The organism is Streptomyces sp. NPDC051051, assembly GCF_040682975.1.
In the GTDB taxonomy this organism is placed as follows: Bacteria; Actinomycetota; Actinomycetes; order Streptomycetales; family Streptomycetaceae; genus Streptomyces.
Genome location: NZ_JBFBCB010000040.1, coordinates 20,214 through 46,088, shown reverse-complemented (window position 1 = coordinate 46,088; position 25,875 = coordinate 20,214). Strand labels below are relative to the sequence as shown.

The following is a 25,875-nucleotide window of genomic DNA, read 5'->3' as shown; positions in this document are numbered from 1 at the left end:
ATGCAGAAGGATCAGTTGTTCACGCGGCGCGGGGCGTTGCTCGCCGGCGCCGCCACCGTCGGCGCGGCCGGGACGGCCTCTCTGTTGGCGTGGGGGACGGGCGCGGGGGCACCGGCCCGCACCGGTGCCCCGGCGGCCGGTGCCCCCGCGTACCGCCTCCCGATGGAACCCTCCGCCTACCGCCTCCAGCCGCTGACCGGCTACGGCCCCCCGCGCACCACGGCCCGCACCCCCGTGCGGCGCGAACCGCTGCTGCGGATCACCGGCCGCGGCCGCACCATGGTGCTCACCTTCGACGACGGCCCCGATCCCCGCTACACCCCGGGCATCCTCGACACCCTGGCCGAGTACGGCGTCCACGCGATGTTCTTCGTGTGCGGGGAGATGGCCGCCGACCACCCCCACCTGCTGGCCCGGATGGCCGACGAGGGACACACCGTCGGCAACCACACCTGGTCCCACCCCCTGCTCACGAAAATGACACACCGTCAGATCCGCTCCGAGATGACCCGCACCAGCGAGGTCATCGAGAACGCCTACGGAGAGCGGCCCCGCTGGTTCCGCGCCCCCTACGGCGCCTGGAACCGCGCCGCCTTCCAACTGGGCTCCGAACTCGGCATGGAGCCCCTGGCCTGGACGGTGGACACCCTGGACTGGACCACGCCGGGCACCGGCACCATCGTCGGCCGGGTCGAGAACGGCGCCGCCCCCGGCGTCGTCGTCCTCTCCCACGACGCGGGCGGTGACCGCACCCAGAGCGTGCGGGCCCTGCGCCGCTACCTGCCCCAACTCCTCGACTCCGGCTACCACATCACGGTGCCGCAGCGGCAGCGCACGTAGGGCCCCTCGTCTGGATCAGGGAGCGGCCCGATCCGAACGAGAGACTCTGGCGCCCCACCCTGGCCGTAGCGGTACCGGTCGAGGCCGTCCCGAGGCCCCGGCCGGTGAGCCGAGCGGTCTACGGTCCCCGCATGAGCGACGCTCTCCGCCCCGCGGCCGAGGAACTGCTGACCGCCCGTCTGTCGCTGCGGCGCCCGGAACCCGCCGATGTCGACGCGATCCTCGCCCTCCACAGCGGCCCCCGGACCTGCGCGCACAACCCCTCCGGCGCGCTGCACCGGTACGAGGAGGCGCAGGCGCTCTTCCAGGCTGGGACGACCAGTGGGGGCGGCACGGGTACGGGCACGGGGTCGTCCGGTCCCACGACCTGGCCGAACCGCTCGGCTTCTGCGGGATCAAGCCCATGGAACTGCACGGCACGCGGATCCTGAACCTCTTCTACCGCTTCGCCCCCCACCCGGGACCGGGGCTTCGCCGGTGAAGCCGCCTCCGCCGTCGCCGCCTGGGCCCGGCGCCCGCCCGGCCGGCTGAGGTCCCGCGGGGCGGCCGCCCGCCCGGTCGGCGGTCCGTTCAGCGGACCTCGACCAGGCGGGCGAAGGCGACCACGTTGCCGTCGTAGCCGTTCGCCTTGGAGAAACCGCCACCGCAGGTGATCACCCGGAGTTCGGGGGCGCCCTTGGAGGCGTAGACGCGGTCGCCGGGGAAGTTGTTCTTCTCGAAGACCTCGACGCCGTAGATCTCGAACACCGTCGTCTTCCCGTCCCGGCGGGTCACCTCGACGTGGTTCCCCTTCTTCAGGGCACCCAGGCCGTAGAACACGGCCGGCCCCTGCATGTTGTCGACATGGCCGACGACGACCGCGGTCCCCTTCTCGCCGGGGGAGACGGCGCCGGTGAACCAGCCGGCCAGATTGGGGTCCTCCGGGGGCGGCGCGCCGACCCAGCCGTCCGTGTCCAGGCCGACCTGCATGACCGGGGCGTCGACCCGGATGGCGGGGATCCGGACCCGGTCGGGCTCCGCGAACGGCAGGGCCTGGACGGTCTTCCCGAGGGTGTCCTGGGCCGCACGGGCGTCGGCCGCCGCCGCGGAGGCGGGCTGCGGCGGGCCCGCGTCGAACTCCCCCGAACCGTTCCGGATGAGCGCGAGCCCGGTGAGCAGAACAAGCGCTATCACGCCCCAAGGAGCGCGCTTCTTCGGTCGCTCCTCCTCTTCCGCCATTCCGGACAGCTCGTACCCAGACATTCGCCATCCCCTTTCGACGTGGCCGTCGCCACGTCCTTTCGCGCATACGAGAACGCTAAGTCCCGCAACGGGAACCGGCGACGGGGCGGCGGCGAACGGGTGGCTCGCGTGTCCTTCGGTCCGCCATCCGAGTTGCCGCGCACAGGAATTTTCTGGCGGCCCGTGACCTGCGACGATATCCGGTTGCGCGCATTCCCCTCGGCGTGTCCTCTCACCAGGACGGACCATTCCCGAAATGCGGGCCCGTGCACGGCATCTGAGGGTCGATTCGGGAGGCGCTCTCTCGCCGACAGACCGGGGACGGGCCCCGGGGCGCCTTCCGCGGAGGATCACATGCGAAACTCACGCGCCCTGGCGGCCGCGGCCACAGCGGTCGCCGTCCTCGGGCTCGCCGCCCCCGTGGCCGTCGCGGACGGTATGCCACCCAACCCGGGCAGCCAGAACGACAACAACTGGGTCGACTCCGGAAACGACAACGCCGGAAATCACTCGGGCAACGACAACTGGGGCGGGAACAACGGCAACAACGGCAACGGGGGGAACAACGGCAACGGGGGGAACAACGGCGGTCACGGGGGTGACAACGGCGGCAACGGCGGGGGTGATGGCGGGGGCAACGAAGGAAACAACGGTGGTAACGGGGGGAACAACGGCGGGGGCAACGGCGGAAACGGAGGGAACAACGGCGGAAACGGAGGGAACAACGGCGGAAACGGAGGGAACAACGGCGGAAACGGAGGGAACAACGGCGGAAACGGAGGGAACAACGGCGGGGGCAACGGTGGTAACGGGGGAAACAACGGCGGGGGTCACGGTGGTAACGGAGGGAACAACGGCGGCAACGGCGGTGGCAATGGCGGGGGCGGCAACGGGGGAATCTCCCCGAGCAACATCGTCGCGCTGCCCAGGGTCGTCCCCCGCGGCGGTCAGCTGACCGTCACCGTCGACGGCTGCCGAGGCGGCGGCACCATGAGTTCGGACGCCTTCCGGACGACCAACCTCAGGCCCGTCAACGGCGCCCACCACACGGCGCAGGGCACCGCGACGGTCAACAGCAACGCGCGCCCCGGCTCGCACAGCATCACCGTCAACTGCAACGGCCGTACCCTCACCAACCCCACCGCCTTCACCGTCATCGGCGGCGTCCGCGGCGGTCTCGGCGGCAGCAGCTCCAGCGGTGCCACCCCGACCGACGTGGCCATCGGTGGCGGGCTGGTGGCCGCCGCGGTCATCGGCGGCGGCGTGTTCTGGATGCGCCGGCGTGCGGAACGCCGCGTCTGACGCCCCTCTCCGGACCCTTCGGACCGCGGCCGCCGCACGTCACGGGCCTTCGCCCCCTCCCTTTCGGGGACCGGGGCGAAGGCCCGCCGCACGGGTGCCGTCAGGCGCCGCCGTCCTCGCCCGCCCGCCGGCGCGAGAAGTGGTACGCCGCACCGACCGACCCCGCGACGAGCGCCGCGCCGAGCCCGACCTCCCGCAGGTCGAACCCGGCGACGGTCCCGCCCGCACCGGCCCGCACGGCGCGCGGGACCGCGTCGGGCACCGGGGTGGGGGTGACCGGTCGGCTGCCGGCGACGGTCAGCCCGGTGGAACCGCTGGCGCCGTCACAGGTGAACGTCACCCGGTACACCGCGCCCACCTTGAGGTCGAAGTCGACCGTCGTGGTGGTCGAGGAGCGGTGCGCGGCGATGCGCACCGAGTCGAAGATCCCCGAGGTGATGGTGACGTCGCCCTTGCAGCCGCCGTTGCTCCGGTCGATCCGGAGGGTGACCTGGCCGCCCGCCGTGATCGTCGACGGCAGCACGCTGAAGCCGAACGGGGTGGTGCCGCCGCCGTCGGCGGCGACGGCGGGCTGCGCGGGGAGGGCCAGGGCGCCGAGGCCCAGCAGTGCGGCCGAGGCGGCGCGTATCGCGTGCATGAGGTGTCCTCCGGTTTCCGAGGAGCAGCCGCGGTTCTTCTCCGCGCGTGTCGTCATATGCGCCTCGATGACCGAAACGCTAGGAACATGTGTGCGCTCCCGCGATCCCTGTCGCGCGAATGGGGCAAGCGAGTGGGCCGGAAGGATGACGTGGGTCCCGCGACCGGGGGACGGAAGCGGCGTGTCGCCCGCCGTCGCCCGGTCGGTGCGGATAGGCCCCTCGTCCGGGCCGGGCCGGGCTCGCGGGGTCCGGCCCGAACGAGAAGTCCCTAGTCCCCGGCGTCGGGGAAGAGGCGGAGGAAAGGCTCGGCCGACGCCGCGATGCCCCGGCTGTAGGGCGCGTCGAAGTCCCAGACGAGGAACAGCAGGAAGGCGATCAGCGCGGAGAACAGTCCCGCCAGGACGAGTTCCCGGGTGGTGCGGCGGATCTGGAGCGCGAAGACCATGCCGACGGTGACGACGGCGCCGGTGATCAGCCCGAACCAGACCACCCCGGGCATGGTCGCCCCGGTCGAGCCGGCCCGGTTGTTGCGGGCCTGGTCGGCGGCGGCCATCTGGTCGAGGAGCGGCTGGTAGGCCTGGGCCTCGAAGTCCGAGGCGGGCCGGTGGTCGGTGAGGTCGACGCGGAGCCGTTCGAGGAGTTCGTCCCCCCGCTCGGTCACCTCGCCCTTGTCGGCCATGGCCTTCCACTCGGTGGTGACGACGTGGCCGACGTAGGCGTCCACGTCCCCGCGGATGAGGTCCCGGACGCCGGGCGGGTACACCCGCACCCGCTCCGAGATCTCGTGCAGCGACTGGGCCTCCGCCTGGACGTGGTCCTGGGCGACGCTGCGGGCCTCCCAGACGCCGGCGATCGCCAGGCCCAGGACGATGGCGTACACCACGCCGATCCACATCGTCATGTACTCGATGACGTCCGGGGTCTCGGACGGGTCCTCGTCGTCGGACACCCTGCGGTGCCGGACGAAGGTGACGGCGATCACCACCACGCACGCGGCGACCATCGCGAGGGTGAGAACAAGCCATTCCGGCAAGAGATGCCTCCTGGAGGGGCGTCAGCGGGGCCGCAGCGCGGCGACGGCGATGACCGCGGGCGCGGTGATGAGCAGGACGTACACGACCGGCGACTGGTGGTGCCGGACCGGCGCCCGGCGTGGCTGTGCGTGGTGGGCCGGGTACGTCACGGGCGACGCGGACGGCCGCGGGGTGGGGGTGAGCGGCGGTGCGGGCGTGGGCTTCGGACGGGGTTTCGGCGCGGAGGGCGGCGGCGGGAGGAGGGCCGCGGGCTTCGGCGGTGCGGGCCGCGGGGGCTCGGGCCGTGCCCGGGACGGTGGGGCCGGCGGTGGCGTGGGTTCCGGCGCCGGCTCGGGGGGCGGTTTCGGTGAGGGCTTCGGCGCCGGTGGCGTCGGTTCCGGAGGGGGTGGCGTCGGTTTCGGCGGTGGCGGTGGCGGTGGCGGTGGCGGGGGTTCGGGTTCCGGCGGCGTCGGTGTCGGGCACCCCGGCGGGGCCGGCCAGCCGAGGTTCCCCGCGACCGCCACCGCCTCGGTGCCGTCCGGGCCCGTCGAGGCGTACGCGCAGGCGTCGGCCACGGCCGTCCCGGCCGGTGCGGCCATGAGGATCCAGGCCACGGTCACCAGGGTCAACGCCCTGGTCAGCAGGGCGGATCGGGTCGGTTCGGATCCATGCACGACGAGATCATGGGGCCTCGCGCGCGGGTACACGCCGGCGCGTGGGGCGATTGCCCCGAACGGGGGAAGCCCGCCGCGCGAGGTTTGCCCGGGGTGCGCTCGCACGTCCGACTGCGCGCACGCGCGTGCGAGTGGACCGCGTGTGAGTGGACCGCGTGCGGTGGTGTGCACGCGGTGATGTGCACGCGCTGGTGCGCACAGGGTGGTGCGCGGGTGGACCGCGCACGAGTGCGGGCCTGCCGCGCTTGCTCGTTCGCGGGTGCACCGCGTGTGCCGGTGCCGAGGAGGCGGCCCGAAGGGGGCGACGGCACAGGTGGCGAAAAGAATTTCGCGCCGCCTTTGAACACGACACCCCCCGCCGTGCGTACCCATGGCCGTGCGGCGGCGCAGCAGGGCGTTGCAACACACTTGGGATGATCGGGGAGTTGAAGATGAAGACCTCCTGGCGGAGCGCCTCACTCGTGGCGAGCGCTGTGTCTGTTCTGGCGCTGACGACGGCGTGCGGTCAGGAAGGCGGTACCGCGGCGTCCAGCCAGAACGTGGGTGTCACGGCCCCGGCGGGCACCGTCGCGGGGGTGGGCACCGGCTACGGAAGCGTCGGCGCGGGCACCAGCCCCAGCGCGAGTGCGCCGGCGGCCGCGGGCGCGGGCGGCGCGCAGGCGGATACGGCGGGCCAGCTCGCCGTCTCCGCCAACGCCGAGCTGGGCAAGGTGGTGATCGACGCCGCCGGCATGACGCTGTACCGCTTCGACGCGGACACCGCGGAACCGCCCAAGTCCAACTGCGACGGCGACTGCGCGACGACCTGGCCGCCTGTGCCGGCCGACGACGCCACCGCCGGCGACGGCATCGACAAGTCGCTGCTCGGCGAGGTCACCCGCTCCGACGGCAGCAAGCAGCTGACCGTCGACGGCTGGCCGGTGTACCGCTACGCCAAGGACACCAACGCCGGTGACACCAACGGCCAGGGCGTCAACGGCAAGTGGTTCGCGCTGGCCCCCGACGGCAAGAAGGCCAAGTCGGCCTCCGGCTCCGGCTCCGCCGCCGCGCCCGGTCTGTCCGTGCGCAAGGATCCCAACCTCGGCGACATCGTCGTCGACAAGAACGGCATGACGGTCTACCGCTTCGTCAAGGACAAGGCGTGGCCGAAGCCGGTGACCGCGTGCCTGGGCGCCTGCCTCGAGAAGTGGCCGGCCGTCGCCCCGGTCGCCACCAACGACACCGAGGGTGTTCAGAAGAAGGGCCTGATGAGCTTCACCCGGCCCGACGGCGTCAAGCAGATGACCGTCAACTGCTCGCCGATCTACACCTTTTCCGGCGACAAGTCCCCCGGCGACATCAACGGCCAGGGCGTCGGCGGCACCTGGTACGCCGTGGCCCCCGACGGCAAGCTGGTCGGCGCGCCGAAACAGTAGGGATCACCTCCGCGGGGCTGATCCCCGCTCGTGCGACCCCGGTCCGCCCCCTCCGCGCCGCACGGAGGGGGCGGACCCCTGTGCTGCGGGCGGCACTTTCCCTCACCCGCCGTGTGCGGGCGACTTCGCCGTGTTCGAACGGCCCGGGAACGCTCCGGAGCGCATCGGGTACTTTTCGTGAGCACATTCGGGTATGTCATTTCGGCACGTGCCGCAGGCAGTGACCGGGAACGGACGGTCAATTTCCGTTTCTGCTCGCCCTGTTGGCGGGCGATCAGTAGCCTCTGCTCGAACACCGGATCGCCTACGCCTTGGAGAGATAGATGGATCGTCCCGCCTGGGCCCCACGGAGCATCGACATCTCCGTGCCCAGTGTCTCGCGGATCTACGACTACTACCTGGGCGGTTCGCACAACTTCGAGGTCGACCGGGAGGCGGCCCGCAGGGCCATGGAGTTCATGCCGGGACTCCCCAAGATCATGCAGGCGAACCGGGCCTTCATGCGCCGTGCGGTGCGCTACGCGGCCGACTCCGGCATCACGCAGTTCCTGGACGTCGGTTCCGGCATCCCCACCTTCGGCAACGTCCACGAGGTGGCCCAGGCGGCCCGTCCCGGCGCCCGCGTCGTCTACGTCGACCACGACCCGGTCGCCGTCGCGCACAGCCAGGTGGTGCTGGGGGAGAACCCGGACGCCGGCGTCGTCGCCGCCGATCTGCTCAAGCCGCGGGAGATCCTCGCCAGCCCCCAGGTGGAGCAACTGATCGACCTGGAGCGGCCCGTGGCGCTGCTGCTGGTTGCCATACTGCACTTCGTGGAAGACGCCGACGACCCGTACGCTGCGGTCGCCGAGCTGAGCGCCGCGCTCGCGCCCGGCAGCCTGCTCGTCCTCACGCACGCCTCGTACGAGGGAATCCCCCTGCCGCAGGGGCGGGCCGAGGGCGCGGTGGACGTGTACAAGGACATTCGCAACCCGCTGGTCATGCGCTCGCGTGACGAGATCGCGCGGTTCTTCGAGGGGTACGACATGGTGGAACCGGGACTGGTGCCGATGCCGCACTGGCGGCCGGAGACGGCACCGGAGGACGAGGACCCGTATGCCTTCTCCGGTTTCGCGGGCGTGGGGCGCACTTCGTGACCGCCGAGCAGGACGGGCCGGAGGACAGACTGCGGCGGTTCGCGACGATCTGGAGCCGGGCGGTCTTCCCGGTCACCTCCACGTCGCTGACCCGGCCGGAGTTCGAGGAACGACTGCTGCCGCTGGCCAGGCGGTTGAGCGAGGCGCTGCGCGCCAGGAACTTCGACGCGGAGGCGGCCGGAGCGGTCGGGGCCGCCCTCGTCGGCACCCACTGCACCGACCCGGACGCCCTCGCCCGCAGCCTGGACTGCATCGACGCCTACCTGGTGCTCTACTGCGGCGAGGACGGCCCCCAGGAGGACCTGCGCACCCGCTGCTCCCGGCTCCAGCACGCCATGGCCGCCGGGTTCGCGCACGCGCTGCGCGAGCGCACGCTGGCCGAGCAGGAGGCCATCGCACAGGCCGCGTTGCGGGCCCAGGGGGTGGTGGCGCAGGCGCTGCACGCCAGCGAGGCCCGCTTCCGCGCGGTCTTCGAGGGCGCCGCGATAGGGATCGGCATCGCCGACCTGGAGGGCAACATCCTCGAGGTCAACGGCGCCCTGGTGCGCATGTTCGGCGGTGGCGAGCAGGCGGTGCGCGGACGCAACGTCAGCGAGTGGACGCACGCCGACGACGCCCCCCAGGTCTGGCGGCTCTACGAGGAACTGGTGCGCGGCGAACGCGAGCACTACCACGTGGAGAAGGCGTTCTACCGCCCCGACGGAACGGTCCTGTGGACCAACCTCACGGTCTCGCTGCTGCGCGACCCCGACGGGCGGCCGCAGTACCAACTGGCGCTGATGGAGGACACCACCGAGCGCCGGCTGCTCAACCTCCGGCTGCGCTACGAGGCCACCCACGACGCGCTCACCGGCCTGCCCAACCGCACCCTGTTCTTCGAACGCCTGGAGAAGGTCCTGGCCGCCGGGGACGGCCAGCGCTTCGGCCTGTGCTACCTGGACCTGGACGGCTTCAAGACCATCAACGACAGCCTGGGGCACGCGGCCGGCGACCGGCTGCTCGTCGAGGTCGCCGACCGGCTCCAGTCCTGCGCCACCGCGCCCGGCGAGATGGTCGCCCGGCTCGGCGGCGACGAGTTCGTGGCGCTGACCACCGGCCCCGACACCCACCGCGAGGTCGACGAGCTCGCCGCGCGCATCATGAACGCCCTGGTCGCGCCCGTGCGCATCGAGGGCCGGGAGCTGACCGTGCGCGGCAGCATCGGCATCGTGGAGGGCCCGGCGGGGGAGCGCAGCCCGGCGGAGGTGCTGCGCAGCGCCGACATCACCATGTACCGGGCCAAGTCGGCCGGCGGCAACCGCTTCGAGCTGGCCGACCCCGAGGCCGACGCCCGCGCGATCACCCGGCACGGTCTGACGACGGCCCTGCCGGCGGCGCTGGAGCGGGGCGAGTTCTTCATCGAGTACCAGCCGCTCGTCCACCTCGGCGACGGCAGCGTGCGCGGCGCGGAGGCGCTGGTGCGCTGGCTGCACCCGCAGCACGGGGTGCTCGGCCCGGACCGGTTCATCCCGCTCGCCGAGCACACCGGGCTGATCGTGCCGCTCGGCCGCTGGGTCCTGGAGCAGTCGGTGCGCCAGGTCCGCGACTGGCGCCGGCGCAGCGGCGACACCGGCCCGCTGCGGATCAACGTCAACCTCTCGCCGTGCCAGCTCACCCACCCCGGGCTGGTGCAGGACACGGTCGACATCCTGGAACGCGCGGGCGTGACACCGGAGGCGCTCTGTCTGGAGGTCACCGAGTCGGCCCTGATCGGCGCCGACGACGACCTCCTGAAGCCGCTGCGCCGGCTCGCCGAGATGGGTGTCGACATCGCCCTGGACGACTTCGGGACCGGTTACTCCAACCTCGCCAACCTGCGCAGGCTGCCGGTGAGCGTCCTCAAGCTGGACCGCTCCTTCACCCAGAGCATGCAGCAGTTCCCCGCCGACCCCGTCGACCTCAAGATCGTCGAGGGGATCGTCTCGCTCGCCCACAGCCTGGACCTCGCGGTCACGGTCGAGGGCGTGGAGACCGGCGCCCAGGCCGAGCAGCTGCGCATACTGGGCTGCGACACGGCCCAGGGCTGGTACTACGCCCGTCCCGGCCCGCCGGACCGCCTCCACGAGCTGGCCCTGGTGGACGCCACGGGCTGACGGCACAACCCGGTTGCGGGAGGGGCGGGGTCACACGCGATCATGTGCGGGTGACCCAGGAATCAGACGACGTCGCCGCGGCGATCGCCGGCGAACTGAGCCTCATGGACCCCGCCGTCCGCTCCTCCCGCACCGAGACCGTACGCCTGCTCGACCCCGAGTTCACCGAGGTGGGGGCCTCCGGCCGGTACTACACGTACGCCGAGACGGTGGCCGAACTCTCCGACCACCCCGGCAGTTCCCCGACCGGACCCCGCTACGAACCGACGGCGATCACCGGCACCCTCCTGGCCCCCGGCCTGGTCCACCTCACCTATGAGACCCGCTTCGCCGGCCGACGGGCCCGCCGCAGCTCCCTGTGGCGCAAGAAGGACGAACGGACGGGCTGGCGCATGTACCACCACCAGGCCACCCCCGTACCCCCCGACGTCCCCTGACGACACCCCACCCGGGGCTGCGGGGAACCCGCAGCCCCTCAGGGGCGCGAGGAACCGCGCACCCCGCCCCGGCCGACCCGCACTCCGACAACACCCCCGTACAAGCACTCCCCCCGCACAGGCACCCCCGCACAAACACCCCGCACAAGCGGCGCAGCACCTACCGCTCCAGCAGCATCCGCTGCAACTCCCGAGCAGCCCGAGGCGGGGCCACGTCACTGCGGTGCGCCAGCGCGATCACCCGGTGCAACCCCGGCCGGACCAGCGGAGTGACCCGCAGGCCCCGCCCCGACCGCGCGGCGACCATCCGCGGCACGACGGCCATGCCGAGCCCCGCCCGCACGAACCCCAGCACCGCGTCCATCTCCCCGCCCTCCACCGCGAAGTCCGGCTCGAACCCCTCGGCGCGACATGCGGCGACGGTGAGTTCACGCAGGTCGTAGCCGTGCCGGAACATCACCAGGCGTTCGCCCTCCAGGTCGGCGATCCGCACGGCCCGACGCCCGCGTCCCGGCGGGGGCGCCTCCGGCGAGGACACCACCACGAGGTCCTCCCGCAGTAGTTCCACCGTCGTCAGCGCGGGGGAGGGGGTGGGCAGCGGGAGCACCACCAGGGCGAGGTCGAGCGCGCCGCGGGCCAGTTCCCGCACCAGGTCGTGCGAGCCGCCCTCCTCGATCATCAGCCGGATGCCGGGATAGCGGTCGTGGAAGGCGCGCAGCACGTCCGGCAGCAGCCCGGTGCACAGGCTGGGCGTCGCCCCCAGCCGCACCCGGCCGCTGCGCAGCTGCACCAGCTCCTGCACCTCGTACCGGGCCGTCTCCGTGTCCGCCAGGATCCGGCGGGCCAGGGGCAGCAGCGCCTCACCGGCGTCGGTGAGCGTGATGTTCCCGCGCGCCCGCTGGAAGAGATCGGCTCCCAGCTCCCGCTCCAGCGCCTTGATCTGCTGCGACAGCGAGGGCTGGGCGACGTGGACCAGCTCGGCGGCCCGGGTGAAGTGCCGGGTCTCGGCGACCGCCACGAAGTACTGGAGCTGCTGGAACTGCATCCAGCCATGATAGTTCCTGCCTATGGAAACGAGGTCTACCATGTCTTGGACTGATGGGGTCGTTCGGCCCTAGCGTCCTGTTCCATGGCTCTGGCAACGCGGACGGACCGACGGTCGTCCATGGCGCGCACCGTCTGGCACTCCTCCGTCGGCAAGAAGACGGTGATGGCCGTCAGCGGGATCGTCATGCTGCTGTACCTCGTCGCCCACATGATCGGCAATCTGAAGATCTTCTTCGGGCCGGGCGAGTTCAACCACTACGCGCACTGGCTGCGCACGGTCGGCGAGCCGTTCATGCACTACGAGTGGACGCTGTGGCTGATCCGGGTCGTGCTGGTCGTCGCGGTCGGCGCGCACGCCGTGTCCGCCTACCAGCTCAGCCGCCGCGACCTCAGGGCCCGCCCGACCAGGTACGTCCACAGGAAGCCGCGGGCGAGCTACGCGACGCGCACCATGCGCTGGGGCGGGATCATCCTCGGCCTGTTCGTCGTCTGGCACCTCCTCGACCTGACGACCGGCACCGCGCACCCCGGCGGCTTCCAGGAGGGCCGGCCGTACCAGAACGTCGTGGACACCTTCTCCACCTGGTACGGCAACGCCGTCTACATCGTCGCGATGCTCGCCCTCGGCCTGCACATCCGGCACGGTTTCTGGAGCGCCGCCCAGACCCTGGGCGCCGGCAGCCGCACCCGCGACCGCGCCCTGAAGACCACGGCCAACGTCCTCGCGCTGCTGCTCACGGCCGGCTTCGTCGCCGTACCCGTGGGCGTCATGACCGGAGTGGTGAGCTGAACATGACCTCCTACGCCGACTACACGACCGGCAAGCCGATCGCCGACGCCAAGGCCCCGTCCGGCCCGATCCACGAGCGCTGGGACAAGCGCCGCTTCGAGGCCAGGCTGGTCAACCCCGCCAACCGGCGCAAGCACACGGTGATCGTCGTCGGCACCGGCCTGGCCGGCGGCTCGGCCGGCGCCACCCTCGCCGAACAGGGCTACCACGTCGTCCAGTTCTGCTACCAGGACTCCCCGCGCCGCGCCCACTCGATCGCCGCGCAGGGCGGCATCAACGCGGCGAAGAACTACCGCAACGACGGCGACTCCGTCCACCGGCTGTTCTACGACACCGTCAAGGGCGGCGACTTCCGGGCGCGCGAGGCCAACGTCCACCGCCTCGCGCAGATCTCCGTCGAGATCATCGACCAGTGCGTGGCGCAGGGCGTGCCCTTCGCCCGGGAGTACGGCGGCCTCCTCGACACCCGCTCCTTCGGCGGCGTCCAGGTGTCCCGCACCTTCTACGCCCGCGGCCAGACGGGTCAGCAACTGCTGCTCGGCGCGTACCAGGCCCTCAGCAGGCAGATCGCCGCCGGCACCGTCGAGATGCACCCGCGCACCGAGATGCTCGACCTGATCGTCGTCGACGGCCGGGCCCGCGGAATCGTGGCGCGGGACCTGATCACCGGGAAGATCGACACGTACTTCGCGGACGCCGTCGTCCTCGCCAGCGGCGGCTACGGCAACGTCTTCTACCTGTCGACGAACGCCATGAACTCCAACGCCACCGCGGTCTGGCGGGCGCACCGGCGCGGCGCCCACTTCGCCAACCCGTGCTTCACGCAGATCCATCCGACCTGCATCCCGCGCACCGGAGACCACCAGTCCAAGCTGACGCTGATGAGCGAGTCGCTGCGCAACGACGGCCGGATCTGGGTCCCGAAGGCGAAGGGCGACACCCGGCCGCCGAACAGGATCCCCGAGGACGAGCGCGACTACTACCTGGAGCGCATCTACCCCTCCTTCGGCAACCTGGTCCCGCGTGACATCGCCTCCCGCGCCGCGAAGAACGTCTGCGACGAGGGGCGGGGCGTGGGCCCCGGCGGCCAGGGCGTCTACCTCGACTTCGCCGACGCGATCGAGCGGATGGGCCGCAAGGCCGTCGAGGCCAGGTACGGCAACCTCTTCGACATGTACCAGCGGATCACCGACGAGGACCCGTACCGGGTGCCCATGCGGATCTACCCCGCCGTGCACTACACGATGGGCGGCCTGTGGGTCGACTACGACCTCCAGACCACGATCCCGGGCCTGTTCGCGATCGGCGAGGCCAACTTCTCCGACCACGGCGCCAACCGGCTCGGCGCGTCCGCGCTGATGCAGGGCCTGGCCGACGGCTACTTCGTGCTGCCCGCCACCATCAACGACTACCTCGCCCGCAACCCGCACCAGAGCGAGGTCGGCGGCGAGCACCCGGTGGTGCAGGAGGTGCTGGCGGAGACCCAGGACCGCCTCAACCTGCTGCTGTCCGTCGACGGCGACCGCACCCCCGACTCCTTCCACCGCGAGGTCGGCGAACTGATGTGGGAGTTCTGCGGCATGGCCCGCACCGACGCCGGCCTGCGCACGGCCCTCGAACGGATCCCCCGGATCCGCGAGGAGTTCTGGCGGCGCATCAAGGTCCCCGGCACCGGCGAGGAGTTCAACCAGTCCCTGGAGAAGGCGAACCGCGTCGTCGACTACCTGGAGCTCGCCGAGCTGATGTGCCTCGACGCGCTGCACCGCGCCGAGTCCTGCGGCGGCCACTTCCGCGAGGAGTCCCAGACCCCCGACGGCGAGGCCGCCCGCCGGGACGAGGAGTTCGCCTACGCGGCCGCCTGGGAGTTCACCGGCACCGGCGAGGCACCCGTCCTGCACAAGGAAGACCTGGTCTTCGAGTACGTCCACCCCACCCAGCGGAGCTACGCATGAAGCTCACCCTGCGCGTCTGGCGGCAGCGCGACGCCGACGCCGAAGGCGCCATGTCCACGTACGAGGTGGACGGGATCTCCTCCGACATGTCCTTCCTGGAGATGCTCGACACCCTCAACGAGGAACTCATCCTCAAGGGCGAGGACCCGGTCGCCTTCGACCACGACTGCCGCGAGGGCATCTGCGGCGCGTGCTCCCTCGTCATCAACGGCGACGCGCACGGCCCGGAGCGCACCACCACCTGCCAGCTGCACATGCGGTCCTTCCGGGACGGCGACACGATCGACGTCGAGCCGTGGCGGGCCTCCGCGTTCCCCGTGATCAAGGACCTGGTCGTGGACCGCTCGGCCTTCGACCGCATCATCCAGGCGGGCGGCTACATCACCGCGCCCACCGGTGCCGCCCCGGAGGCGCACGCCACGCCGGTGCCCAAGCCGGACGCCGACTTCGCGTTCGAGCACGCCGAGTGCATCGGGTGCGGGGCCTGCGTGGCCGCCTGCCCCAACGGCGCGGCGATGCTGTTCACCTCCGCCAAGATCAACCACCTGAACGTCTTCCCGCAGGGCGCGCCGGAGCGCGAGACGCGGGTGCTGGACATGGTGGCGCAGATGGACGAGGAGGGCTTCGGCGGCTGCACGCTGGCCGGTGAGTGCGCCACCGCCTGCCCGAAGGGCATTCCGCTGGTCTCCATCACCGGCATGAACAAGGAGTGGCTGCGGGCCACCCGCAAGGCGGCCAAGCGCTGACGTCCGGGCGCCGACCGGGTGAGGGAAGAGAGACGTTCGCCGAGGGCGCGGACGGGCGGGACCGGGAGTGGTGCTCATCCCCGGTCCCGTCTCGCTTCCCCCCGTACGGCGGTCGCGCCGGGAACGCCCCGGGCTCACGGGTCCGGATCGGCGAGGAGGGGGCCGAGCGGGCCGAGGTCCAGGTTGAGGTCGCTGCGCCGCAGCCCGTGCCGCGCGCACAGGTCGTCCATCCGCCCGTCCAACAGCATCAGTGCGGTACCGAGCCGTTCCTCCTGGCCGGGGCTGAGTGTCCCCTCGTCGAAACGGCGCACCGCCTGACGTTCCATGAGCTGCCGCAGGAGTTCCACCACGGTCAGGACCAGGGCCGCCAGGTCGTCGGTGACCCGCTCGGGGTCGAGGTCCAGCGTGTGGTCGCGCGGCGCGGTCACAGCGGCCCGCTGTCCGGCCAGGGCGCCGGTACCCGGTCGTTGACCGAGGACAGCAGCGCGTGCAGGGAGATCCGCACCAACGGCACGTCGGCGACGGACAGGACCAGGTCCCCACTGACCACGACGCCGGTGGCCAGCACCCGGTCCAGCAGGTCGACCAGCGGCACCCCCACGGGCGCGTACGGCTCCGGCCCGTTCCACGGCACCGCCGTGCGGCCGGAGCCGCCCGCGATCGGCACGGTCATGCCCGGACCTCCTCCCGCGCGTCGCACGCCACCTCGTCGAGGCGGGCGAAGGAGTACGGGATCCAGGGCCCCGACAGCGTGATCTCCACCGCCGTGCCGTCGGCGAGGGCCGGCCGGCGGACGGCCTCGAGGAAGTCGGCACGCCGGCCGTCGTCCACCAGATAGGCCGCGTTGAGCAGCTGCGGGACGCTCCGGCCGGTCAGCTGCTCGCTCTGCGGCCGGTGCCGCGTCGCGGCGACGGCGTACCGCCGCAGCTCCCGGTCGACCGCGTGGGCCCGCGCCAGGGCCGTCTCGCGCGCCTCGCGCTCGGTGCGCCGCCGGGTGCTCACCCGGCTCAAGTACGACCGCCCGTCCGCCGGGCCGCCGTCCCCGGCGACGCCGGACGCGGCACCGGACGTCCGCGCGGGCCCGGCGCAGTACACCTTCACCGCCCACTCGCTCCGGTCCCGCAGCCGGTCCAGCAGCGTGCGCAGCGGGGCCTCCCGGGCTGTCACGGCCCGTACCGCGTTGTGGTCGTCGAGATAGAGCGTCGCCATCGGCAGGGGGACGGCGGCACCCTCGCGGGCGGCCGTCTCCACCGCACGGTGGTGGGCGCGGGCACAGCGCTCCAACTCGTCGGGCCGGTCGAGCCGTCGCGCGAGCGCCTCCTCGCCGAAGGCCGCCACGGGAACGTCCTGCACGACCAGCCGGAGCGGGCCGGCCTCGAGGATCCGCAACGGGCCCCCTCCGTCATGGCCCGGCGTCACCGCGAGCACACCGTCCGGCACAGGGGTGTCCGTCACGGCGAACAGGCAGGTGACCCAGGGGCGCGACGCGTCCTGTCCCGTCACGGTCGGCCGATCGGCCGGGACACCCGTCATCGGATCACCTCCCGAGCGTCGGGTTCGGCGCCCTCCAGGGCGTCGAGACGGGCACGCAGAAGCGCGTTCTCCTCGGTGAGGGCGTCACGCGCGGCGCGCGAGGACAGCGCCGGGTCCGTCTCCCACCAGTCGATGCCCGCCTTCCTGGCGGTCTCGACGGAGGCGATGAACAGGCGCAGACGGATGGTGAGCAGCTCGATGTCCAGCAGGTCGATCTTGATGTCGCCCGCGATGACGATGCCCTTGTCCAGGACGCGTTCGAGCAGGTCCGCGAGGTTTCCGCCGAGCGGCGCGGCGGGCTGCGGATCGGGGCCCGCGGGCCAGGTGCCGAGGTCGGTCACGAAGCGCCCTCCGTGTACCGGACGGGACTCTGGAGGCGTTGGAGCAACCGCTCCTCCTCCTTCTCGAAGGCCGCCTCGTCGATGGCGCCCTCCTCCAGGGCCCGGTTGAGTGCCGCCAGCCGCGCCTGCACCGCCCGGGGGTCGTGGGTCTGGCGCTCGGCCTCCTGGAGCAGGTGGTCGGCGACCCAGAGCGTGCCGCGCACCGGGGCGAGGGGCAGGAGCAGGAGTCCGCTCACGAGTCCCACCGCGTCACCGCCCGGCCGTGGTGGGCGGCGTGTCGACGAAGCTGTAGCACGGCAACGGCCCGGTGAGGCTGAGCGTCAGCCGGTCCCCGCAGTGGCGCGCCTGGGCGGCGACGGCCCGACGGAAGCCCCGCTCGTCGGCCGAGCGCAGCAGGAACGACGTGCTCAGGACCTGCTCGTCGTCGACCGGCCCCTGCGCGGTGCGCACGGCGAGCGGGGCCAGCCGTGCCAGCACCTCCCGCGCCGCGTGCCGGGCCTCGCGCGCGACACCCCGGGCGAGTGCCTCACCCAGGCGTACGTTCGCCTCGTAGCCGGGGCGCTGCCGGGTCCGGCGGGCGAGGGCCCGCAGACCGTCGTCCCGGCGCACGAGGTCGGCGAAGTACCCGGGCACGACGGCGCCCTTCACGTTCATCTCCACACAGCCCCGGACCCCGTCGAGCTGCTCGGTCAGGTGGGTACGGCCCGTGCGGAGCCGGCCGCGCAGTGCCTCCGCGTCGCGCGTGAGGACGGCGAACCGCATGGGCAGGACGGGCCCCTGCGCGGTGAGGTCGTCGAGCACCGCCTGATGGGCCATCAGGTCCCGTCGGCGGGCCCTGAGCCGCGCCGGGGCGTCCGAGACCGCGGCGCACAGCCCGGCCTCGGTCAGCAGCCGCACCGGCGCGCCGTCCACCCCGGGCGTGCGCGGCGGTCGGACGCCCGCGGGGGTGATGCCGTAGACGTACAGGGTGCCGAGCGTGCCGGCGGTGGTGAGGGTGGCGGTGCCCGTCACGGTCATTCCTTCTCCTCCGTGCGGCGCCGGGGCCGCGGACGGTCGTCGTCACCGGCGGCCCTGCGGCCGCCGGCGGCGGGACGCGTCCCGGCCGGGCGGCGGCGCGGGCGCTCGGGTCGCGGGGCGGGCTCGCGGCCGACGTCGTCGTCGAGGTCCTCGTCGGCCTCCACGGCGTCGTCGTCCGGGCTGAGGATGTCCCGCACCTTGTCGGTCAGGGAACGGGCCGTGCGCTTCGCGCCCGCCTTGGCGACGGTCTTGGCGACCGGCCCGCCGAACAGTTCGGGCACGGTCCTGGTCCGCGTGTCGTTCTCCAGGTCGAGGCGGTTGCACGCCTCGGCGAAGCGCAGGTAGGTGTCGACGCTGGCGACCACGATCCGGGCGTCGACCTTGAGGATCTCGATGCCGACCAGCGAGACGCGCAGGAAGACGTCGATCACCATGCCGCGGTCGAGGATGAGCTCCAGCACGTCGTAGAGGGTTCCGGCGCGGGGCGCACAGACGACCTCGTCGGCGTAGACGGTCATGCGGCGGTCCTTCCGGGAGAGGGGCCTGAGAGTCCGGTCACTGGTCCTGGGCCCCGCGCCGGTACCGGGCGACACGGCGGTACTGCACCAGCTCGCCCGTCGGGTCCAGCTCGACCTGGTAGGTGGCGAGCAGACTGGTGGTGTCGGGGATGCGTGCCAACTCGAGCACGTCGACGTCGACGATCCAGCCGTCGTCCTCGCTCCGGCACACCGCGGAGACCCCTTCCAGGCGGTGACGGATCAGCTCGGTCAGCGCCTCGGCGGCGCGCCGGGCGGCCTCGCGCGCACCGCGCACGGTCCGTCGGCGGGTGGCGGACGAGACCGGTTCACGACGCCGTCCGCCGGTTCCGGGTTCTGTCATACGGCCCACTCTCGCCGCGGGAGCCGCCGCGCGCGTGTCCGACTGGGCCATCCGGGCCGCTCCCGTCGTACGGGGGAGCCCGGCCGTGCCACCGGAGCGGAGCCGACGGGTCCGGGGCGCCGCGGCCGGCTCGCCGCCCGTGCCGTTCAACAACCCCACATCCCGGCTCCGGGCACAGGTCACGCGCCCGCCAGACGGCATCGGAAGAACAGGACCGGGCGGGCCGTACCCCACCGGCCCGTCCGTCCACTCCGGCCGAACGGCCCGTGACCTGGAGAGAGCCATGACCATCGCAACCGCTCCGGACGCCCCGCCGCTGCCCGTCGTCCCTTCCCGCTACCTCGTGACCCTCGCCCGCGACGAGGCCGAGGTGCGGGCCGCCCAGCGGCTGCGGCACGACGTCTTCGCCGGGGAGATGGGCGCCCTGCTCACGTCCGCACGGCCCGGCCTCGACGTCGACCCCTTCGACGCCCACTGCGACCACCTGCTGGTGCGCGACGCCGACACCGGCCAGGTCGTCGGCACCTACCGGCTGCTGCCGCCGGAGCGTGCCGCGGTCGCCGGCCGGCTGTACTCGGAGGCCGAGTTCGACCTGACGCCGCTGCACGGCATCCGGCCCGGCCTCGTCGAGGTCGGCCGCTCCTGCGTCCACCCCGACCACCGCGACGGCGCCGTCATCGGCCTCATATGGGCCGGCATCGCCCGCTACATGGTGGACAACGGCCACGAATGGCTGGCCGGCTGCTGCTCCGTCCCGCTCGCCGACGGCGGCATCACCGCGGCCGGCGCCTGGGACCGGGTGCGGGACAAGCACCTGGCACCCGAGGAGTTCCGGGTCCGCCCGCGGCTGCCGTGGGTGCCGCGGCCGGATCTGGTCCTGCCCGCCCGCACCGAGCTGCCCGCCCTGCTGCGCGGCTACCTCCGTCTCGGCGCCTGGGTGTGCGGCGAGCCCGCCCACGACCCGGACTTCGGGGTCGCCGACCTGTACGTGCTGCTGTCGATGCGCCGGGTCGACCCGCGCTATCTGCGGCACTTCCTCTCGCTCGTCCCCGCCTGATGAGTGCCTGGCCGCCCGGTGCGCCCTGCACCCCCGGGGCGTGCGTGGAGGTGTCGGGCTCCGTCACCGCCGTACCGCGGGCGGTGCTGCGGCTCGTGGCGGTCGTGGCGCTGCTGCTGGCCGGGATCGCGCTGCTGCCGGTCGGCGGCAGGGTCCCGACCGGGCTGGTGCGCCGGTGGGCGGGGGCCGTCGTGCGGGCCGCCGGGGTCCGGCCGCGGTTCAGCGGTGCCGCCGTGCCCGACGGCGGCCTGCTGCTGGTCGCCAACCACATCTCCTGGCTGGACATCCCGCTGCTGGCCATGGTCCGCCCGGCCCGGATGATCGCCAAGGCCGAGATACGGCGGTGGCCCGTCGCGGGGCCGCTGGCCGCCCGCGGCGGCGTCCTGTTCATCGACCGCGACCGGCTGCGCGGCCTCCCGGACACGGTCGCCGACATCGCCGGGCTGCTGCGCTCGGGGGCGGCCGTCGGCGTCTTCCCCGAGGGCAGCACGTGGTGCGGCCGGGCCCAGGGCACCTTCCGCCGGGCCGTCTTCCAGGCCGCCCTGGACGCCGGGGTGCCGGTCCAGCCCGTCCGCATCCGCTACCGGCTCACCGGGGGCGCGCCCACGACCGTCCCCGCGTTCGTGGGGGAGGACTCGCTGCTCGCCTCGCTGTGGCGGGTGGTCATGGCGGGCGGACTGGTGGCCGAGGCCGAGGTGAGCCCCGCGCTCCGGCCCGGTGCCCACGCCGACCGTCGGTCGCTGGCCCGGGCGGCCCAGAGCCGGACCGGGCCCGCCCCGGCGGGGCCGGGGCATGCCGCGCCGGGCCCACAGGACGCCGTTGCGCTTCCCCTTCCTGAACCATTGAGAGAAATATAAGTATTTGTCTGTTTCCTCCGTTCGGAGGCGGTGACTCGGACCGGGAAGCCGTCACGCGAAGGGAGGGCGATTCCATGATCGCCCGCGAACAGATCAGGAATGTGCTGGACCATCCCGTCTACGACGGGGAGGGGCACAAGATCGGCGAAGCCAAGCACGTCTTCTTCGACGACATGACCGGGCAGCCCGAATGGGTGACGGTCAAGACGGGCCTCTTCGGTACGAGCGAGTCCTTCGTACCGATCCGCGACGCCTCGATGGTGGAGGACCACATCGAGGTCCCCTACGACAAGGAGAGGATCAAGGGCGCCCCCAACGTCGACGTCGACTCGGGCGGACACCTCTCGGAGTCCGAGGAGCACCGCCTGTACGACTACTACGGCATCGACTGGGACAGCGTCCTCGACGACGACGTCTCGGGCCGGGCCGCGGGGACGGGCACCTCCGCGGCGGCGACCGGCACGGCGGCGGGAACCGCTCCGGGCATGCGCCCGGGCATGCGCCCGGGCATGCGGCCGGGCGAGGCGGACGCCGATCACCGGGCGAGCCGGACCGGCGACGATGCCATGACCCGCTCCGAGGAGCAGATGCACGTCGGCGTCGAGCGGCGCGAGACCGGACGGGCCCGGCTGCGCAAGTACGTGGTCACCGAAGAGGTCGAGACGACCGTGCCGGTGCGCAGGGAGGAGGTGCGCGTCGAGCGTGAGCCCATCACCGAGGCCAACCGCGACGCCGCGCTCTCCGGGCCGGACATCACCGAGGCCGAGCACGAGGTCGTCCTCCACGAGGAACGTCCCGTGGTGGAGACCGAGACCGTGCCGGTGGAACGGGTCCGGCTGACCGCCGACGAGCGCACCGAGGAGGAGACCGTACGCGGTCAGGTCCGCAAGGAACGCCTGGAGGCCGAGGGCGTCGAGGGCGTCGCGGGCGAGAGGCACGACGACGACACCCCGCCGGACCGCCGGTGAGCCGACCGTCCGTCAGCAGGACGCGCCGGAGTGCACGGTGATGTCGGCGGTCCGGTCGGGTGACGCGGCGGTCGGGTGACGCGGCGGGCGGCGGCACCGACCGCCGCCCGTACCGCGCTCGGCCCCGCGACCCGCGTCCCGGGTCAGGCGCGCGGCGCCCGGCCCCCGTGCGCGACGGTCGCCAGCCTCCGGTAGGAGTCCAGCAGCGCCCGCCGGTCGTGGGTGCTGGTGGTGACGAGGACCTCCTGGGCCCCCGTGTCCTGCAGCACCGTCTCCAGTTCGCGGGCGACCTGTTCCTCGGTGCCGGCGATCTGGCCGGTCAGGCCCGCTTCGTAGAAACCGCGCTCTCGCGTGGTCATCGGCAGGGCCTCGACCCGGCCGGCCGGGGGCAGCGGCGGAAACGTGCCGTGCGTGCGGGAGTGCGCCATGGACCAGGCCTCCGGGAGCAGCAGCCGGCGGGCCTCCTCGGGCGTCCCGGCGACGGCGACCGTCCCCGAGACGACGACGTACGGCTCCGCGGCCCAGGGGGAGGGGCGGAACCGGGCGCGGTAGTCGTCGACGCCCCGCCGCAGCCGGTCCCGGTCGCGCAGATCGCCGATGACCATGGGGAGTCCCGCCTCCGCCGCGATCCGCGCGCCCTCCCCCATGGCCAGCACGAACGGCGGCACGGTCAGCCCCTCGGCGGGGCGCGCGTGCACGCCGGTCGGCGAGGTGCCGCGGAACCAGCCGAGCAGTTCCCGCAGTTGGGCGCCGAAGTCCTCGGCGTCGTCCTTGCCGCGGCCCAGTGCCCTGCGGACCCCGTCCGTGAAACCGACCGACCGGCCCAGGCCCATGTCGATGCGGCCCGGGAACAGCGACTCCAGCACCCCGAACTGCTCGGCGACGACCAGAGGCCGGTGGTTGGGCAGCATGACTCCGCCCGTGCCGACCCGGATCGTGGCCGTCGCGGCGGCCACGGCGGCGGCGAGAACGGTCGGCGCGGAGCCGGCGACGCCGGGGACGCCGTGGTGCTCGGACACCCAGAACCGGTGATACCCGAGCGCCTCCACCTCCCGCGCCAGCGCCACGGTGTCCCGCAGGGCCGCGGCGGCCGGATGGCCCTCGCGCGTGCGGGAGCGGTCGAGGACGGAGAACCGGGTGGCTTCGATCACAGAACTCACACGATGTTCAACGCGTGACGGACGCCGGGATTCCCTCAAGGGGCCCGGCTCCCGCCCCGGACCGCCGGTGTTCCCCCGCTGCCCTGGCCCCCGCGCCCCGGATGTTCTTCCGGTCAGCCCTCAGGACGCAGCAGGCCGCGCTCGTACGCCCGCACCAGGTGCTGGGGGACGAGGCGGCGGACGCCGTCCACGGTGACGGGCACGAGTGCCGGTGTGGTCGCCTTCCATCGGGCGCGACGGTGACGGGTGTTGCTGCGGGACATCTTCCGCTTGGGCACGGCCATGGGGATCCTCCTCGTCGGCTGGACACCGAGGACGCTATATGAAAATGGATCCCATTAACAATTGATCGGTCGGTCGCGCACCCGCCCGGACGCGGAAGGTCTCTAGGGTGGTGCCGTGACCGACAGCAGCAAGCGACCCCTCGCCGTCTTCGACCTGGACAACACCCTTGCCGGCACCGCCCACCGGCAGCGGTTCCTGGAGCGCAGGCCGCGGGACTGGGACGCCTTCTTCGTGGCGGCGGCGCAGGACCCGCCGCTCGCGGAGGGGGTCGCGCTGGCCCTGGAGAGCGCGCGGGAGTGCGAGGTGGTCTACCTGACCGGGCGCCCCGAGCGCTGCCGGCAGGACACCCGCGAGTGGCTCGACCGGCACGGGCTGCCGGAGGGGCGGGTGTACATGCGGCGTGACGGCGACCGCCGTCCGGCCCGCCGCACCAAGCTGGAGATCCTGCGCCGTCTCGCCCGGGAGCGCGAGGTGCGGGTCCTGGTGGACGACGACGGCCTCGTCTGCGACGACGCGGAGGCGGTCGGCTTCACCGTGGTCCGGGCGCGCTGGACGGCGCCCTCGGCCGCGCTGCGCGTCGCCCAGGAGCGCGAGGGGCGCACCTGAGGAGCGGGCGGCGGGCGGGCCCCGGGGCTGCCCGTCACCCCGGTCGGCGGCTCGCCGGTCCGGAGGTTCCTGCCGTCGCGGCCGACCGCGCCCGCATCACTCCGTCTCGCCTGTCATTCCGCCCGGCCCGTCACTCCGTCTCGTCCAGGCGGAAGCCGACCTTGAGGCCCACCTGCCAGTGCGCGACATCGCCGTTCTCGATCTGTCCGCGCACCTGGGTCACCTCGAACCAGTCCAGATGCCGAAGGGTCTGTGAGGCGCGGGAGATGCCGTTGCGGATCGCCTGGTCCACGCCGTCGGGCGAGGTGCCGACGATCTCCGTGACCCGGTAGGTGTGGTTCGACATGCGGGTGCTCCTCTCGGCCGGGACGGCGGTGCGCGTGTGTCACGCGTCACTCCACGGTGCCCCAAGCTGCGGCGGAACGCGAGACGTCCGGGATGTGGGCCGGTCTCCCCTTGACCTCCGCATTGGTCCATACCAAAATCCTGCACACCCGTCCGGGCCACCTGCCCGTTCCCCCACGCCGGGCCCCTCGCCCCTGTCCACCAGGCAGAACAGGACCCCCGTGAGACGTCGCCTCCTCGCCCTCCTCTGTGTGTCCGCCTCCCTCCTCACCGGCTGCGGTGCCGTGCCGGGCATCGGCGGGAGCGACCGGCAGACCGTCACCGTCTGGCTCATGAAGGACAGCGCCTCGCGGGACTTCCTGGACCGGTTCACCGAGGACTTCGAACGCGACCACCCCGACCTCGACCTGGACGTCCGCATCCAGGAGTGGACCGGCATCGCCGAGAAGGTGCAGACGGCCCTGGAGGGCGACGGCGAGGACGGGCCGGACGTCATCGAGGTCGGCAACACCCAGGTCCCGCTGTACGTCGACGGCAACCGGCTGCTGGACCTGACCCTGGAATCCGTCGCCAAGTGGGAGAAGGACGAGTGGCTCCCCGGCCTCGCCGACCCGGGACAGCGCCGCTTCCACCAGTACGGCATCCCCTGGTACGCCGCCAACCGTGTCGTGATCTACCGCAAGGACCTCTTCGCGCAGGCCGGGATCACCGCCGTGCCGCGCACCCGCGAGGAATGGCTCGCCGCCACCGAGAAGCTGAACTCGGACGGGAACCAGGGCATCTACCTGGCCGGCCAGGACTGGTACACCCTCTCCGGCTTCATCTGGGACGAGGGCGGCGACCTCGCCACCGAGGACGCCGGCCGCTGGGAGGGCACCCTGGACACCCCGGCCGCCCTGCGCGGCATGGAGTTCTACCGGGGCCTTCAGTCCCTCGGCGCGGGACCGGCGGACGCGGACGAGGAACACCCGCCCCAGGCAGGGGTGTTCGCCGCGGGCAAGGTCGCCCAGATCGTCGCCGTCCCCGGCCTCGCACGGGCCGTCGTCCAGCAGAACCCCGCGCTGGAGGGGAAGCTGGGGTACTTCCCCGTCCCGGGGAAGACCGCGGCGAAACCGGGCGCGGTCTTCATCGGCGGCTCCGATCTCGTCGTGCCCCGCGACACCGACCGGCGCGAGGGGGCCGTCGCCGTGATCGCCGCGCTGACCGGCGCCGAGTGGAACACCGACCTGGCCCGCACCATGAACTACGTCCCGAACAAGGCGAAGCTGGCGTCGGCCGTGGCGGGCGAGGAGGGGGTCGCCGCCATGGCGGCGGGAGCCGCGCAGGGCCGGGCGACCCCCAGCACGCCCGAGTGGGCCGCCGTGGAGGCGGACAACCCGATCAAGACCTACATGACCAAGGTGCTCGGCGGAGCCGATCCCGCGACGGAGGCCCGCCGCGCCTCCCGGCGGATCACCGAGGCGCTGACGGTCTCCGCGGGCTGA

At 72.9% G+C, this 25,875-nt stretch carries 31 protein-coding genes; 15 read left to right on the top strand and 16 right to left on the bottom strand.

Going from position 1 to position 25,875, the window contains the following annotated elements:
* Both AB0N31_RS26695 and AB0N31_RS26690 read left to right on the top strand, forming a co-directional pair.
* The gene (locus AB0N31_RS26695; protein WP_366060973.1) at positions 1–840 is read left to right on the top strand and encodes a polysaccharide deacetylase family protein; all 840 of its coding nucleotides are present in this window, start codon (positions 1–3) and stop codon (positions 838–840) included.
* 131 nt (positions 841–971) lie between these two features.
* Positions 972–1,271, top strand: a complete 300-nt coding sequence (locus AB0N31_RS26690) for a hypothetical protein (RefSeq protein WP_366060972.1) — start codon at positions 972–974, stop codon at positions 1,269–1,271.
* A gap of 139 nt (positions 1,272–1,410) precedes the next feature.
* On the opposite strand, the gene AB0N31_RS26685 is transcribed toward AB0N31_RS26690, so the two are convergent.
* Positions 1,411–2,082 (bottom strand): class F sortase, encoded by a 672-nt coding sequence (locus AB0N31_RS26685; RefSeq protein ID WP_366060971.1) that lies wholly within the window; start codon positions 2,080–2,082, stop codon positions 1,411–1,413.
* Positions 2,083–2,958: 876 nt separating this feature from the next.
* Between AB0N31_RS26685 and AB0N31_RS26680 the strand changes: the two genes are divergently transcribed.
* Complete coding sequence (locus tag AB0N31_RS26680) at positions 2,959–3,363, top strand: hypothetical protein (protein ID WP_366061004.1); 405 nt, start codon at positions 2,959–2,961, stop codon at positions 3,361–3,363.
* Between the two features lie 100 nt (positions 3,364–3,463).
* Here AB0N31_RS26680 and AB0N31_RS26675 read toward each other — a convergent pair whose 3' ends face one another.
* The 3 genes from AB0N31_RS26675 to AB0N31_RS26665 all read right to left on the bottom strand — a co-directional run bounded on the left by AB0N31_RS26675 (position 3,464) and on the right by AB0N31_RS26665 (position 5,184).
* Entirely contained in the window at positions 3,464–4,000 is a 537-nt protein-coding gene (locus AB0N31_RS26675) for a hypothetical protein (RefSeq protein WP_366060970.1), read from the bottom strand.
* Between the two features lie 269 nt (positions 4,001–4,269).
* Positions 4,270–5,034 carry a hypothetical protein gene (locus tag AB0N31_RS26670; RefSeq protein WP_366060969.1) on the bottom strand — a complete coding sequence of 255 codons (765 nt, stop codon included), beginning with the start codon at positions 5,032–5,034 and terminating at the stop codon, positions 4,270–4,272.
* A 21-nt stretch (positions 5,035–5,055) separates the two neighbouring features.
* On the bottom strand, positions 5,056–5,184 hold the full coding sequence (locus AB0N31_RS26665) for a hypothetical protein (RefSeq protein ID WP_366060968.1): 129 nt from the start codon (positions 5,182–5,184) through the stop codon (positions 5,056–5,058).
* A 935-nt stretch (positions 5,185–6,119) separates the two neighbouring features.
* Between AB0N31_RS26665 and AB0N31_RS26660 the strand changes: the two genes are divergently transcribed.
* The 4 genes from AB0N31_RS26660 to AB0N31_RS26645 all read left to right on the top strand — a co-directional run bounded on the left by AB0N31_RS26660 (position 6,120) and on the right by AB0N31_RS26645 (position 10,808).
* Positions 6,120–7,103 (top strand): SCO0930 family lipoprotein, encoded by a 984-nt coding sequence (locus tag AB0N31_RS26660; RefSeq protein WP_366060967.1) that lies wholly within the window; start codon positions 6,120–6,122, stop codon positions 7,101–7,103.
* A gap of 323 nt (positions 7,104–7,426) precedes the next feature.
* Positions 7,427–8,239, top strand: coding sequence for an SAM-dependent methyltransferase (locus tag AB0N31_RS26655; RefSeq protein WP_366060966.1), 813 nt, complete (start codon positions 7,427–7,429; stop codon positions 8,237–8,239).
* Entirely contained in the window at positions 8,236–10,371 is a 2,136-nt protein-coding gene (locus tag AB0N31_RS26650) for an EAL domain-containing protein (RefSeq protein ID WP_366060965.1), read from the top strand. The genes AB0N31_RS26655 and AB0N31_RS26650 overlap by 4 nt, the downstream gene beginning before the upstream one ends.
* A 50-nt stretch (positions 10,372–10,421) precedes the next feature.
* Positions 10,422–10,808: a DUF4440 domain-containing protein gene (locus AB0N31_RS26645; protein ID WP_366060964.1), complete on the top strand. Its 387-nt coding sequence runs from the start codon at positions 10,422–10,424 to the stop codon at positions 10,806–10,808.
* A 160-nt stretch (positions 10,809–10,968) separates the two neighbouring features.
* Here AB0N31_RS26645 and AB0N31_RS26640 read toward each other — a convergent pair whose 3' ends face one another.
* The gene (locus AB0N31_RS26640; RefSeq protein WP_366060963.1) at positions 10,969–11,853 is read right to left on the bottom strand and encodes a LysR substrate-binding domain-containing protein; all 885 of its coding nucleotides are present in this window, start codon (positions 11,851–11,853) and stop codon (positions 10,969–10,971) included.
* 120 nt (positions 11,854–11,973) lie between these two features.
* Between AB0N31_RS26640 and AB0N31_RS26635 the strand changes: the two genes are divergently transcribed.
* From AB0N31_RS26635 to AB0N31_RS26625, 3 genes are read left to right on the top strand one after another with little or no spacing between them, the layout of a single operon-like run.
* Positions 11,974–12,645 (top strand): succinate dehydrogenase, encoded by a 672-nt coding sequence (locus AB0N31_RS26635; RefSeq protein ID WP_366061003.1) that lies wholly within the window; start codon positions 11,974–11,976, stop codon positions 12,643–12,645.
* 2 nt (positions 12,646–12,647) lie between these two features.
* Positions 12,648–14,597 (top strand): fumarate reductase/succinate dehydrogenase flavoprotein subunit, encoded by a 1,950-nt coding sequence (locus AB0N31_RS26630; protein WP_366060962.1) that lies wholly within the window; start codon positions 12,648–12,650, stop codon positions 14,595–14,597.
* The gene (locus AB0N31_RS26625) at positions 14,594–15,343 is read left to right on the top strand and encodes a succinate dehydrogenase/fumarate reductase iron-sulfur subunit (RefSeq protein WP_366060961.1); all 750 of its coding nucleotides are present in this window, start codon (positions 14,594–14,596) and stop codon (positions 15,341–15,343) included. Before AB0N31_RS26630 ends, AB0N31_RS26625 begins: the two co-directional genes overlap by 4 nt.
* A gap of 134 nt (positions 15,344–15,477) precedes the next feature.
* On the opposite strand, the gene AB0N31_RS26620 is transcribed toward AB0N31_RS26625, so the two are convergent.
* Genes AB0N31_RS26620 through AB0N31_RS26585 form a run of 8 tightly spaced genes read right to left on the bottom strand, consistent with a single transcriptional unit; the run spans position 15,478 to position 19,113 of the window.
* Positions 15,478–15,771, bottom strand: a complete 294-nt coding sequence (locus AB0N31_RS26620) for a gas vesicle protein K (RefSeq protein WP_366060960.1) — start codon at positions 15,769–15,771, stop codon at positions 15,478–15,480.
* On the bottom strand, positions 15,768–16,016 hold the full coding sequence (locus tag AB0N31_RS26615; protein WP_366060959.1) for a gas vesicle protein: 249 nt from the start codon (positions 16,014–16,016) through the stop codon (positions 15,768–15,770). The genes AB0N31_RS26620 and AB0N31_RS26615 overlap by 4 nt, the downstream gene beginning before the upstream one ends.
* Positions 16,013–16,876, bottom strand: a complete 864-nt coding sequence (locus AB0N31_RS26610; RefSeq protein WP_366060958.1) for a GvpL/GvpF family gas vesicle protein — start codon at positions 16,874–16,876, stop codon at positions 16,013–16,015. Before AB0N31_RS26610 ends, AB0N31_RS26615 begins: the two co-directional genes overlap by 4 nt.
* Positions 16,873–17,217: a gas vesicle protein gene (locus AB0N31_RS26605; RefSeq protein WP_366060957.1), complete on the bottom strand. Its 345-nt coding sequence runs from the start codon at positions 17,215–17,217 to the stop codon at positions 16,873–16,875. The genes AB0N31_RS26610 and AB0N31_RS26605 overlap by 4 nt, the downstream gene beginning before the upstream one ends.
* On the bottom strand, positions 17,214–17,462 hold the full coding sequence (locus AB0N31_RS26600) for a gas vesicle protein GvpG (RefSeq protein WP_366060956.1): 249 nt from the start codon (positions 17,460–17,462) through the stop codon (positions 17,214–17,216). The genes AB0N31_RS26605 and AB0N31_RS26600 overlap by 4 nt, the downstream gene beginning before the upstream one ends.
* A 4-nt stretch (positions 17,463–17,466) precedes the next feature.
* Positions 17,467–18,234 (bottom strand): GvpL/GvpF family gas vesicle protein, encoded by a 768-nt coding sequence (locus AB0N31_RS26595; protein ID WP_366060955.1) that lies wholly within the window; start codon positions 18,232–18,234, stop codon positions 17,467–17,469.
* Positions 18,231–18,752, bottom strand: a complete 522-nt coding sequence (gene gvpJ, locus AB0N31_RS26590) for a gas vesicle protein GvpJ (RefSeq protein WP_366060954.1) — start codon at positions 18,750–18,752, stop codon at positions 18,231–18,233. The genes AB0N31_RS26595 and gvpJ overlap by 4 nt, the downstream gene beginning before the upstream one ends.
* A 37-nt stretch (positions 18,753–18,789) precedes the next feature.
* Positions 18,790–19,113, bottom strand: a complete 324-nt coding sequence (locus tag AB0N31_RS26585; RefSeq protein ID WP_366060953.1) for a gas vesicle protein — start codon at positions 19,111–19,113, stop codon at positions 18,790–18,792.
* 283 nt (positions 19,114–19,396) lie between these two features.
* On the opposite strand from AB0N31_RS26585, the gene AB0N31_RS26580 reads away from it, so the two are divergent.
* The 3 genes from AB0N31_RS26580 to AB0N31_RS26570 all read left to right on the top strand — a co-directional run bounded on the left by AB0N31_RS26580 (position 19,397) and on the right by AB0N31_RS26570 (position 21,995).
* Positions 19,397–20,170, top strand: coding sequence for a GNAT family N-acyltransferase (locus AB0N31_RS26580; RefSeq protein ID WP_366060952.1), 774 nt, complete (start codon positions 19,397–19,399; stop codon positions 20,168–20,170).
* Complete coding sequence (locus tag AB0N31_RS26575) at positions 20,170–21,027, top strand: lysophospholipid acyltransferase family protein (protein WP_366060951.1); 858 nt, start codon at positions 20,170–20,172, stop codon at positions 21,025–21,027. Before AB0N31_RS26580 ends, AB0N31_RS26575 begins: the two co-directional genes overlap by 1 nt.
* Positions 21,028–21,101: 74 nt before the next feature.
* Complete coding sequence (locus tag AB0N31_RS26570; protein ID WP_366060950.1) at positions 21,102–21,995, top strand: PRC and DUF2382 domain-containing protein; 894 nt, start codon at positions 21,102–21,104, stop codon at positions 21,993–21,995.
* Positions 21,996–22,138: 143 nt separating this feature from the next.
* On the opposite strand, the gene AB0N31_RS26565 is transcribed toward AB0N31_RS26570, so the two are convergent.
* Both AB0N31_RS26565 and rpmF read right to left on the bottom strand, forming a co-directional pair.
* Complete coding sequence (locus AB0N31_RS26565; protein ID WP_366060949.1) at positions 22,139–23,155, bottom strand: LLM class flavin-dependent oxidoreductase; 1,017 nt, start codon at positions 23,153–23,155, stop codon at positions 22,139–22,141.
* Between the two features lie 113 nt (positions 23,156–23,268).
* Positions 23,269–23,439: a 50S ribosomal protein L32 gene (rpmF, locus tag AB0N31_RS26560; protein WP_366060948.1), complete on the bottom strand. Its 171-nt coding sequence runs from the start codon at positions 23,437–23,439 to the stop codon at positions 23,269–23,271.
* 115 nt (positions 23,440–23,554) lie between these two features.
* Here rpmF and AB0N31_RS26555 point away from each other — a divergent pair, with 115 nt between their 5' ends.
* Positions 23,555–24,046, top strand: coding sequence for a hypothetical protein (locus tag AB0N31_RS26555; RefSeq protein ID WP_366060947.1), 492 nt, complete (start codon positions 23,555–23,557; stop codon positions 24,044–24,046).
* A gap of 130 nt (positions 24,047–24,176) precedes the next feature.
* Here AB0N31_RS26555 and AB0N31_RS26550 read toward each other — a convergent pair whose 3' ends face one another.
* Positions 24,177–24,392, bottom strand: coding sequence for a dodecin (locus AB0N31_RS26550; protein WP_363087942.1), 216 nt, complete (start codon positions 24,390–24,392; stop codon positions 24,177–24,179).
* 220 nt (positions 24,393–24,612) lie between these two features.
* On the opposite strand from AB0N31_RS26550, the gene AB0N31_RS26545 reads away from it, so the two are divergent.
* On the top strand, positions 24,613–25,875 hold the full coding sequence (locus AB0N31_RS26545) for an extracellular solute-binding protein (protein ID WP_366060946.1): 1,263 nt from the start codon (positions 24,613–24,615) through the stop codon (positions 25,873–25,875).

Bases quoted from the DNA above. Each gene is read 5' to 3' on its own strand.
- AB0N31_RS26615 (WP_366060959.1), bottom strand. From the start codon at position 16,016: ATGACCGTGCCGATCGCGGGCGGCTCCGGCCGCACGGCGGTGCCGTGG.
- AB0N31_RS26585 (WP_366060953.1), bottom strand. From the start codon at position 19,113: ATGACAGAACCCGGAACCGGCGGACGGCGTCGTGAACCGGTCTCGTCC.
- rpmF (WP_366060948.1), bottom strand. From the start codon at position 23,439: ATGGCCGTGCCCAAGCGGAAGATGTCCCGCAGCAACACCCGTCACCGT.
- AB0N31_RS26635 (WP_366061003.1), top strand. From the start codon at position 11,974: ATGGCGCGCACCGTCTGGCACTCCTCCGTCGGCAAGAAGACGGTGATG.
- AB0N31_RS26655 (WP_366060966.1), top strand. From the start codon at position 7,427: ATGGATCGTCCCGCCTGGGCCCCACGGAGCATCGACATCTCCGTGCCC.
- AB0N31_RS26690 (WP_366060972.1), top strand. From the start codon at position 972: ATGAGCGACGCTCTCCGCCCCGCGGCCGAGGAACTGCTGACCGCCCGT.
- AB0N31_RS26630 (WP_366060962.1), top strand. From the start codon at position 12,648: ATGACCTCCTACGCCGACTACACGACCGGCAAGCCGATCGCCGACGCC.
- AB0N31_RS26550 (WP_363087942.1), bottom strand. From the start codon at position 24,392: ATGTCGAACCACACCTACCGGGTCACGGAGATCGTCGGCACCTCGCCC.
- AB0N31_RS26695 (WP_366060973.1), top strand. From the start codon at position 1: ATGCAGAAGGATCAGTTGTTCACGCGGCGCGGGGCGTTGCTCGCCGGC.
- AB0N31_RS26610 (WP_366060958.1), bottom strand. From the start codon at position 16,876: ATGACGGGTGTCCCGGCCGATCGGCCGACCGTGACGGGACAGGACGCG.
- AB0N31_RS26685 (WP_366060971.1), bottom strand. From the start codon at position 2,082: ATGTCTGGGTACGAGCTGTCCGGAATGGCGGAAGAGGAGGAGCGACCG.
- AB0N31_RS26570 (WP_366060950.1), top strand. From the start codon at position 21,102: ATGATCGCCCGCGAACAGATCAGGAATGTGCTGGACCATCCCGTCTAC.
- AB0N31_RS26575 (WP_366060951.1), top strand. From the start codon at position 20,170: ATGAGTGCCTGGCCGCCCGGTGCGCCCTGCACCCCCGGGGCGTGCGTG.
- AB0N31_RS26595 (WP_366060955.1), bottom strand. From the start codon at position 18,234: ATGACCGTGACGGGCACCGCCACCCTCACCACCGCCGGCACGCTCGGC.
- AB0N31_RS26580 (WP_366060952.1), top strand. From the start codon at position 19,397: ATGACCATCGCAACCGCTCCGGACGCCCCGCCGCTGCCCGTCGTCCCT.
- gvpJ (WP_366060954.1), bottom strand. From the start codon at position 18,752: ATGACCGTCTACGCCGACGAGGTCGTCTGTGCGCCCCGCGCCGGAACC.
- AB0N31_RS26660 (WP_366060967.1), top strand. From the start codon at position 6,120: ATGAAGACCTCCTGGCGGAGCGCCTCACTCGTGGCGAGCGCTGTGTCT.
- AB0N31_RS26625 (WP_366060961.1), top strand. From the start codon at position 14,594: ATGAAGCTCACCCTGCGCGTCTGGCGGCAGCGCGACGCCGACGCCGAA.
- AB0N31_RS26640 (WP_366060963.1), bottom strand. From the start codon at position 11,853: ATGCAGTTCCAGCAGCTCCAGTACTTCGTGGCGGTCGCCGAGACCCGG.
- AB0N31_RS26675 (WP_366060970.1), bottom strand. From the start codon at position 4,000: ATGCACGCGATACGCGCCGCCTCGGCCGCACTGCTGGGCCTCGGCGCC.